The sequence below is a fragment of the Priestia sp. ST2 genome, from assembly GCF_055810735.1.
The window spans coordinates 134,013-143,723 of the sequence record NZ_JBVVNT010000007.1 but is presented as its reverse complement, the minus strand read 5'-3'; the positions used below and the strand labels follow the sequence as shown (position 1 = coordinate 143,723).

Sequence of the window (9,711 nt, the reverse complement as noted above, 5' to 3'; positions counted from 1 at the left end):
ATAGGTAATTAGACCTATACCAATTTTTTATGAAGGAGTGAGTTAAAGTGGCCGAAGATAAGTTATGCGAGTTGTATATTATCAACTTAATTACGAACAACCGGCGTTTAGGGAATGCTATTTTGGAGCCGAAAGAGAAACAGTTTGTGAGTTTCTATACGCTCGAAGACATTAAGTATGCAATTAAGCTCCATAACCGAAGAGAGATAAGTATTGAAACGGAACTGCCTGAAGAAGTCATGAAAATGTTAGAAGAAGATCCGCATATTCCAGATACCACGATACCGAAGCCGCCGTCGTCAATTGAAATGGTATTTCAGCCGGAGTTTAAAAAATTCAAAGAAGATATGGCTAGCGGAATTAAAGGATTAACAGATAATAAAGCAGATAAATCTGAACTAACACCTAAAACGGATAAAACATACGTTGATGTAGAGTTAAGTAAAAGATCATTAAAGACTGAATTAGAAACTGAAAAAGCACGTATTAATAATCTCGTTGCCAATGCTGGAAATACAACAGGGAATGCGGAGTTACAAGATATTCGTGTTGATCCGTTTGGTAAAACGTTCGCTACAGCTGGTGAAGCTTTACGTGCCGCTAATGGTTCTAACTTTAGGAAGATGAGTGATTATTCCGGATATGGATTTAGAGATAACATCAATAGTTACTATACGAATTGGCAACTAAACACAAATGGTTTTTATAAAACTTCATTCGATATGGCTCAAGTGAAGGAAAAATCCTCACTTAATATCGGCGCCAAAGTTGCTGGCACTTCTAGTGAATTTGGATTCGTATGGAATAATGTAGATGATATCGCTGTTTACCTTCGTGTTACAGGGGCAACCTCTCAATATATAGGTCGTTTAATTAACACTGGAAGCTCATGGGGTAATCTTCAAGCGGGCCAGGGGAAAAAATACGAAACTTACGCTCCTGGTGTTTGGTATAGAGTGCCTTTCACTCAAGCTGAATTAGATGCAGCTAAGGCAAGAAGTGACTATCAAACAGGTTCAATGTTTGCTATTTTTGATTTCGGTCAAATGGTAGGTACAGGAACAATGGAATACTTTGTTTTAGATAATCGTAAAGACGCTCGGAGCAGTAAGTTTTATGAGGCATCCGCTTTCTTTTCCGAAAATGCTAAGTTTGCAGAAAAAGCTAGTTCTTCAGAAAAGGCGGTAATAGCTGATAGAGCTCTATCAGCTGATACTACAGCAGCATTAGGAAAGTTAGCGGAAAAAGCGGTTTTACCTTCTATCGGTTCAGCTAAAGGTACATCAGCTAACAATACAGTTTCTTCAACCAAATACCTTTCGGGTACAGATCAAGTCGGTTACAAAATGGAGGCTAAAGTAGTCGATAACGTGTATGCCTATACGTATGCACGATTAACTAACTTAGGTTATAACGATTTGGAAACGAAGAAATTCAGAATTGTTATCAAAGGTGAACAAGCCGGAAAATTTAAATTAAGATTCTGTAATGGTACTTCTTGGGGGAGCACCGATAATACAGTAGCGAATATCGCGGAAACTAACGTTGAACTGAATGCGAATAACAACTATACCTTCACTTATGATGTAGATCTTAGTAGTTCGGTCTTTTCAACTTATTATGCTGCTAGTCAAAGACAAACCGAATTGTATCAAAGGTTTTATTATATCTTAACTACTAATGAAGGTTCAGGCACAGAATTGAATAAAACATACACGATTTACTCTTATGCTTATGAATTAGGACAAAATAGTTCAATAGCTGATGGTATGGAATCACGAGTAGTTAAACCTGATCTTGCAACTCTACAAGATGTGAGTAATAAGATTAAAGAGATTGGTGTAGAAATCATCGATAAGATGGTAGCTTGGGGAGATTCTTTAACTGCTGGTGGAGGATGGACCGCAACTCTAAGTACATTATCCGGCTTACCTCTTTATAACGCTGGTACAGGTGGGGAAAACTCTCAAACCATTATGGCTAGACAAGGCGGCGATGTAATGATGGTTAATAACATCAATATCCCTGCTGATACATCTGAAATTTTAATTGCCAACAAGTCAGGTATATCTACATTCTTAGGTAAAAAGGTAACTCCTTTACTTCAAGGTGGGAGCGCGCATTTTAACCCTTGTTATATTGGTGATGTTGAAGGTACATTGAGATACACCGGTACAGATTATGCTGATCCAGCTGGAACGTGGGTATTTAAACGAAATGCACCAGGGACAGCGGTTAAAGTAGAAAGACCAACTGCTTTAGTTACTAATTATGACCGAAAATACAATGACGGCATCATGATTATCTATATCGGTCAAAATGGTGGTTGGGATAATGATATCAATACGCTAATTCGTCAACATAAATTAATGATTGCTCATAGTAACGCTAAGAAAGTTGTAATCTTAGGATTATCTTCAGGTACAGCAGCTGAAAGAGCTCCATACGAAGCGGCTATGAAAGCTGAATTCGGACGCTATTTCATTTCTTTACGTGAATACTTGTCACAGTACGGTCTAGCTGATGCAGGAATTACACCGACACAAGCGGATACGGATGCAATGGCATTAGGGAAAACTCCTCCTAGTTTATTATCTGATAGCGTTCATTACAATAATCAAGGCAAAACGGTAATCGGCAATATGGTTTATAAAAAGATGAAAGAACTGAATATCTTTTAAAATCATTTCTTAACAAAACCTAATGTTTCTCCAATCGGATTGTTGTACACTTGATATAGGTCAAAAGACCTATATCATTTTCTATTTAAGGAGTGAGTGGGATGACGGTAATTCGTGACTATGAAGGTAAAATCATTCTCGATGAAACAAATGATGAGTTAATTATTAAGGACGGGAATGGGAATGTCCTGTATACATTCGGAAAACATGCTGTATCAGATGGTGACTTTGATCAATTCAAAGCATTCGTAGCGGGGCAAGTCAAAGCATTAGAGGATGGCAAGTTGAACCTTGATGCGTTTAATACGTACAAAACCGCTAATGACAAAAAGGTATCGGATGTAGAAGCTGGTGCTGTGAAAACATCAACGTTTAACTCATATAAATCTTCCAACGATGGACGCGTATCTTCTTTAGAAACCAATTCCGCTACAAAATCAGAATTAAATACTTATAAATCTACTAATGATACTCGAGTCAAAAATGTTGAAGACAACTATACGAAAACAACGGACTTCAATACGTACAAGACGAATACGGACAAGAAATTCTTCGTTCAAGCAACAGCTAACATCACAGCCAACAATACGACTGTTGATGTCACAGCGGCTAATCGTATTAAGTTAGCGCAAACCGCTGCTACTACAATTGCCACGTTAACAGGGCAAGATGGCCAGCGCTTAACTTTATTCTTCACAAATGCTAATACCACTATCGCTCATGGTGCATCGATTAAGTTAAAAGGTGGCGTGAACTATACGGGTGCAGCAGATGAAACATTAGTATTAGAAAATGTCGGCGGGGTTTGGCAAGAAGTAGCTCGTAGTGCCAACCATGCTTAATAGGAGGAGTTCCAGTGGACGGTTTAGTAAAAGTAGCGTTTGATTATTCGAATGATCCTGGTTTAAAAGCCTACAATGACCACTATGCAGAAAAGGAAAAAGCATTTGAAGAAGCGAAAGCACAGCGTAATCCTGAACTTGTTGCGAAAGAAGAACGTGCAATGAATATGGGTGCTGGTATTGGTGCGGGCACGGGTGGTTTAGGTGGAATTGTTACAGGCGGTATTATCGGAGCGGGTGAAGGAAAAACCTTAGCGGGTAAAGCGGCTTATTCTGTAGGTGGCGGTCTATTAGGTGGATTACTAGGTGCTGGCGCTGGTGCAGCTGTCGGTGGGTTAGCTTCTTTACCTGCCGTGTATCATCATCGTGGCAAAGAAGATCCGGAAGTAATGGAGAATTATTATAAAACAAATGGTGAATTATTAGATGCAGAAATGGCACGTGAACTAGCGGAAGAAGATATCCGTAAACGCTATGAACTAAGGAGGGACCGTTAATGGAAGGTTTAGTAAAACTCGCTTGGTCGCCACGATACGTTCAACAAACAGGTCAAGACTTTATGGAACGTGCTCAACAAGAGCGCTTCATGGACCCGGAGAAATATCGTCAATTTGTAGACGGTGTGCAGAAAAAGTACAACATCAATGTACCTGTGAACGAATTAGATGATGATATGTTATCGCAATCGATGTATATCCATCCTGTCGGTATGAGGCAACTAGGTATGGTACCGGATGAAGAAACGGCTGATGGCATGATTAACTCAGCTCGTCATAAAGAGATTACCCTTCACGAAATGGGGCATGCTCAAGATAAAAACATGCTGCGTGATAAGAAGTTAGCTCAAAAAGCAGCAATTGGTTCAGGTCTTTCATTTTACGGCGGGGCAGCGGCTCCTGGTATCTATGCTGCTAATTCAAAAGAGAATGATAGCGATGCGAAAAAGAAAGATGCAATCCTTGCAGGTTCGGCAGCTGTCGGCGGCGGTTTAGCTGGTTTAGCATCTGGTAAGTTAGTAGAACGTACCGAAGATCGTGCTAATGACTTTGTTAAAAAAGTCTTAACCGATGAACTAGGTAGTGCTGAAAAAGCGAAGCAAGCGTTCAATGAATCAGTCTTACCTTCTGCTCGTAAAACCTATTCCGCTATGAGTAAATTCCAAGGTATGAATGGATTGGTTACAGGCGGTGTTGGTGGTGCAATGGGACTCGCGGGTGCAGCAGCCATTCGTCATAATCGAAATAAACAAGAACAACAAAACGATCAATAACCACAGAACAGCGGAACTTTCGCTGTTCTTTTTATTTATCTGCAAAAACAATGTACAGACAGATGGTAAATGTTGTACAATAATAAATAGTTAAAAAGACCTAGTAATAGGTATAAAGAATCATAAGGGGTGGATGGTGTGGAAAAGACTATCGAAATGTTTGATTTAACCTCATTAAAAGCGGAATTTATTAGTATTCATCTTGTGATGCGAGACGATTGTATTGAAATTGGTGTGATTCACAATACAACCGCTCGTGCGATACCAAAAATGCCAGTAAAGAATTGTGACGTTACGGTTCCTACTCATGTAAAGGTCGATTCTTCTTCAAAAAGAGTATATATCTATGGTGTCAATGTTGATACAGTAGAACAATTTAATAGAGCAGCTGAATTAGCAGGTTGCGATAACCCTTATACAATCAGCCTCGATGAGTACCTTGAATTTTACACGTACTCTCTTCACCGACGAATTATCTTACACGAAGTACAACTTATTGTTAGTAAAGCGTATCGCGCTACACCGGATAGTCGCGGTGGCGTATATGGCTTTACAAAAGAATTTATTGATTTCTGCAAAGAATACAACAGCAAAATTGATGAATCAGCTGAAACGATTCGATAAAGGGGATGGAGAGAATGGAAGAAAGAGTGCATAACGGTGACGTTTTAATTATAAATGGTCCTGAATTAGTGAACGCGGAACGTAGAATCGTTTGTTCACAAGGACGCTATTACGTACTTCAAGACAACAAAAATATCATCATGGATATTTCTGATAGCGGGGGTGGTGGATTTGAAACACCTCAAGAAATCGTTGAAGCCTACAAACGAATGGGTATGAAAGTAGAGCTTAAAAACAAGAAGAAAAAAGGTCCTGCTGTTGCTTCAGGTAGTATTCAAGTACCAACATGGGATTATACAGAAACCGAAAAGAAGAAAACAGGTATTACACAAGTCGGACAAATCACTGTCCATGATTGCTGTAAGCCTTCAGGTATCATCAGTGACGATGGGTATAATGCTGCTACCCAATTAACCGGTTATATCGGTCCTTCAAAAGCTTCATATGAAGGTATACCGATAATCACAGCAAAACAAGCAAAGATTTTAAAGGAAAAGTTAGAGAAACACGGTGCGAACGGGGTCGATGAATTACAGGTGTATACCCAACTAGTGAGGATCGTGGATTACTATGAACGCCAATCGTTTTTTAAGATGCCAGAGAAAACGCCGATTATGTATTTTGGCCAGGACTGGAACAAAGGTCAAGATGCAACCATGACCGCTATCCAACACACAGTTAACGGTGATCAAGAAGGAAATGAGCCGGAGACAGCTATTACACCAAATCTTTCTGCAACTGAGAAAGCGGCTATGGGTAAATTCAAAGAAGCGACGAGAGAAAAATACATCGAAGATATTGCTCGTTTAGTCGCGAATGTAAATCATGCCTATGGTAACGTAACCCGAAACTATCAAAGGGATTGGGATCACCTATCCGATGAAAAACGAAAAAAGCTATTAAAAGATATTAAAGCATATATGGTAAGAGGAAAATCATTTGAACATATTCATTCACATTGGGTAACGGAAAGAGCACAAGAGGGTTGGAGTTTCGGTGAACTATTTGATTTACAACTAAAAAAGAGCCCTTACATCGTTCCTTATAATCAACTACCCCAAGAAAAGAGAGCAATTGATGCAATCATTGCAGCCATTTGCGATTTCTTTAAATAAGAGATTAGGAGGAATAAGTAATGATTGAAGTTGTGAAGATACCTAACTTTGAAGAACGAAAAGCAATTCACGATCAAAAGATGGAAGAAGAAGAACACTACCGCTACGCTACGGAACAACTTAGTTTCAAAAAAGGCACAAAACTGCAGTTATCCATTGAAGTAACGGATGAGTTCTTTAGTCATTCCATCATAAGCCTGCTGCACGACAAGATTAGCGGTGGTGAGTTATTAGGATTTAAAGTAACGGAAGTGTGCATGAACCCTAAAAAGAAAACAGAAGATGAAGTAAAACAAGTGTTACAGAATGTAATTAATAATCTCCAGGAGTTTATTAATCGATGATTGATGACATCTTTACTGCCCTCGCCTACTTAGGTATGGGCACGTGTTTCTTTTTAGTTATTAAATTTCTGTTTGAAAGTGAAGGAGATTGATAGATATGCCAATGTATTCTGAAATCGTCGAAGAAGGCTTAACATATGGTCAAGCTGTAGATAAATGCATTCACGAAGGATTAAAGATATCTCGTGCGCCGTGGGAAGGTTATTGGAAAGTGCCGGTCAAACCGCTCAAATTGCATCAGAAAGACGACATCATTTCTATGGATATGAATCCTATGATTGTGGCTTGTTTACGTGACAACGGAGGCTTTGTATCCGCTATCCCTTATCCGGAAGATATGTTTGCGACTGATTGGCAAGTAGTTCGATAAAAGGAGTGAATGATATGGGTGAAAACTATGTAAAAGAATTGGTTGAGCGATTCGGTGTTCCTCAAGCTTTAGCGGAAGATGCGGTAGCAAGTAGAAATGAAGAGGAAATGCAAATTGTAATTTCGTTCCTTAAACGATATGGCATGTTCATCAATCGTATAAATGCTCCGTATGTGCCAAACGAGGAGGAATAAGATGCCGAATATATTAGAGCAAATTCTTCAAAAGAAACAAGAGTATGCGGACTTTTTAAATAGTGTGGATCGTGAAGAGTTTAGACAGTTCTCACGTAAAGAATTAAAAGAGTTCGATACAGCTATGTACAATATCAAAACACCGATGTTCCGTATTCCAGCGATGATTCAAGAAAAGAAGGAAGAGGAATATCCAGAACTATTAGGTGTTCACCACTTCCCTTTTTTAAAAGAAATCGACTTCTTATCTGAAGAGACAAAAGTTAACTTGGATAGCGTACTTGCAAAATTCCGCGAAGGTAACTATATCACAACGTCTGCGTTGTATCGTGTTATTGGATATAGTCAAACTGAGTTGGTGCTGGTCGAAAAAACATTAGATTTCCTTCTGGATAAAGGCTATATTGCGAAGTACTATCACGTGTTATGTCCTTGCTGTGTTGATTATCCGATTACGCGTACTATGGATCAACAGAAAAAAGATGAATTGGATGCCATTATTAAAAAAGAAAAGATCACAGATGAAGAAGAATCGTTATTGGAACGTACATTAGGCTATTATTGCGATGAATGTCACGGTGACTTTGATCCGCTGTCGATTCAGAAGAATAAATACATTACGTACAAAACATTATATAAAGTCATGATGAATCGTGATACAAGCTTAGACCATGTGTAAGGAGCGTGATAGAATGGGAACGCCAGCCTCTCATTATTTTCAAAATAATCCAAAAGACGAACCGGTATTTGTAAAAGAACAGGTTTCCCAAAAAGACGGAACCAAAATCGAAATCTTTGCTGCAAAGCAAGGGTATTTCTTTTTAAACTTTAAAGTGCCGTATCTAATTCACTCTGGCAACTACCGTACAAATGGCGGATGGATTGCTGAACACTTACCAGATGAAGAGACAGCTAATTCAGTAGCGATTTCTTTGTTATATATGTATGAGTGTGGATTAGATGCTAAAGAGAATGAACGGAAAACAGAAGCGTTCACATCAGGATTAGTACCTGTAGCGACTGTAGAAGAAATAGCGGAACGCGCGCTAAAAAATGCAGAGTATATGAGAGGGTTTAATCCAGAACTACCTTCCTTATTCTCACAGTTAATTAGCGATTTAGTTTCGATTAACGGATTGCTTGGAAACTTTAAAAAGAAAGAAGGAGAGTAAAATGGATGTTCAGGAAAATAAATATTTGTATTTATTAAGAACTGCCAATGTTTTTGTAGGTGTCAAAAAAGAAGAATTCGGTAAGTGTTCAATTGAATTTGGTTCTATCCTTTCCTCTAAACAAGAGCCGGATTGTTTATTTAGTGGCATTACAAATTTAGAAGAAGCTAATGATTTAGCGGATAAGTTTTTTGAAGTATATAGAAATAACTATATGTTTCAGTCAATTCCAGTAAGAGAAGAACTTACTGTATTGAAGTCAAAAGATGCGGCATATCAAGTGATGATTTGTCGGGAATTGGAACAAAAAAATGAAGAGCTCTTATTAGTGTACGATTCTCCTTATCGATACGCGCGCGAAGAGTTTATTTCAGAAAAGACGTTCGGTAAAATCTTAAAAGTATTCATGACTAAGCATGATGGGAAAGAACACAAGGTTTATGAAAGCATGACTGAACGTTCTTTTTCTGATTACAGAGAAGCTTTTAAACAAGCTGAAACACTGATTGCTACTTATGAAGAAGAGAAGCGACTTAAAAGAACAAATGCCAGCGTACTAGGTCTAAGAGTAGCAGCCGGGAAATACATTAACTTGATTGAGACAAGTTATATGTTAAAGCAGTATTTAAAACAAGCAATGGATCGCTCTTTAAAAATCAATCAATTAGCGGGTATGACCAAAGCTGAAGAATTATGGCTCCTTTCACATGAAATGTTTGTGAAAAGTATTATGCAGCATAAAGCAAAAGATAATGCAGAAGCGAGCGATGTCCATACATTTTATATTGCCTCAACCGTGTTCAATGAATTCATTGAAGGTTCTAATCGTTTGTTTGACGAACTGCGGTCTAATACAAAAGATTTTTCATCAAGTCGTGAACAATCGTTATGGTACAACAGTTACTTGCCTTTTGTGATGGATGTAGAAGTACGTAACAAAGGCTTACTGAATGAATTTGGTTGGGACATAAAATAAAAAAAGAACGGCACCCACTCGGGGTACCGCCATCAAGAGATACGTATATAAATAGGGATCAATATACGTTAGTTAGTATAACATAATTATGAAAAAGCATACTTATAAAATTATGCCGTTATG

12 protein-coding genes are annotated in these 9,711 nt (G+C 38.4%); all 12 read left to right on the top strand.

Annotated features, from left to right (window positions below; genetic code table 11):
- Positions 1 to 47: 47 nt before the first annotated feature.
- The 12 genes from AC0KUU_RS25300 to AC0KUU_RS25245 all read left to right on the top strand — a co-directional run bounded on the left by AC0KUU_RS25300 (position 48) and on the right by AC0KUU_RS25245 (position 9,588).
- The gene (locus AC0KUU_RS25300) at positions 48 to 2,681 is read left to right on the top strand and encodes a hypothetical protein (RefSeq protein WP_473453641.1); all 2,634 of its coding nucleotides are present in this window, start codon (positions 48 to 50) and stop codon (positions 2,679 to 2,681) included.
- Positions 2,682 to 2,782: 101 nt separating this feature from the next.
- A complete protein-coding gene (locus tag AC0KUU_RS25295) occupies positions 2,783 to 3,523 on the top strand; it encodes a hypothetical protein (protein WP_473453639.1) in 741 nt (246 codons plus the stop codon).
- Between the two features lie 14 nt (positions 3,524 to 3,537).
- Complete coding sequence (locus tag AC0KUU_RS25290) at positions 3,538 to 4,020, top strand: hypothetical protein (RefSeq protein ID WP_427598195.1); 483 nt, start codon at positions 3,538 to 3,540, stop codon at positions 4,018 to 4,020.
- Positions 4,020 to 4,793, top strand: a complete 774-nt coding sequence (locus AC0KUU_RS25285) for a hypothetical protein (RefSeq protein WP_473453637.1) — start codon at positions 4,020 to 4,022, stop codon at positions 4,791 to 4,793. Before AC0KUU_RS25290 ends, AC0KUU_RS25285 begins: the two co-directional genes overlap by 1 nt.
- A 138-nt stretch (positions 4,794 to 4,931) precedes the next feature.
- Positions 4,932 to 5,417, top strand: coding sequence for a hypothetical protein (locus tag AC0KUU_RS25280; protein ID WP_473453635.1), 486 nt, complete (start codon positions 4,932 to 4,934; stop codon positions 5,415 to 5,417).
- A gap of 14 nt (positions 5,418 to 5,431) precedes the next feature.
- A complete protein-coding gene (locus tag AC0KUU_RS25275; protein ID WP_473453633.1) occupies positions 5,432 to 6,532 on the top strand; it encodes a RyR domain-containing protein in 1,101 nt (366 codons plus the stop codon).
- Between the two features lie 20 nt (positions 6,533 to 6,552).
- The gene (locus AC0KUU_RS25270) at positions 6,553 to 6,876 is read left to right on the top strand and encodes a hypothetical protein (protein WP_473453631.1); all 324 of its coding nucleotides are present in this window, start codon (positions 6,553 to 6,555) and stop codon (positions 6,874 to 6,876) included.
- Positions 6,877 to 6,973: 97 nt separating this feature from the next.
- Positions 6,974 to 7,246, top strand: a complete 273-nt coding sequence (locus AC0KUU_RS25265) for a Thoeris anti-defense Tad2 family protein (protein WP_473453629.1) — start codon at positions 6,974 to 6,976, stop codon at positions 7,244 to 7,246.
- Between the two features lie 14 nt (positions 7,247 to 7,260).
- Positions 7,261 to 7,440 (top strand): hypothetical protein, encoded by a 180-nt coding sequence (locus AC0KUU_RS25260; RefSeq protein ID WP_473453627.1) that lies wholly within the window; start codon positions 7,261 to 7,263, stop codon positions 7,438 to 7,440.
- A gap of 1 nt (position 7,441) precedes the next feature.
- On the top strand, positions 7,442 to 8,119 hold the full coding sequence (locus AC0KUU_RS25255; protein ID WP_473453625.1) for a hypothetical protein: 678 nt from the start codon (positions 7,442 to 7,444) through the stop codon (positions 8,117 to 8,119).
- 13 nt (positions 8,120 to 8,132) lie between these two features.
- The gene (locus AC0KUU_RS25250) at positions 8,133 to 8,612 is read left to right on the top strand and encodes a hypothetical protein (protein ID WP_473453623.1); all 480 of its coding nucleotides are present in this window, start codon (positions 8,133 to 8,135) and stop codon (positions 8,610 to 8,612) included.
- A gap of 1 nt (position 8,613) precedes the next feature.
- Positions 8,614 to 9,588: a hypothetical protein gene (locus tag AC0KUU_RS25245; RefSeq protein ID WP_473453621.1), complete on the top strand. Its 975-nt coding sequence runs from the start codon at positions 8,614 to 8,616 to the stop codon at positions 9,586 to 9,588.
- Positions 9,589 to 9,711 lie beyond the last annotated feature (123 nt).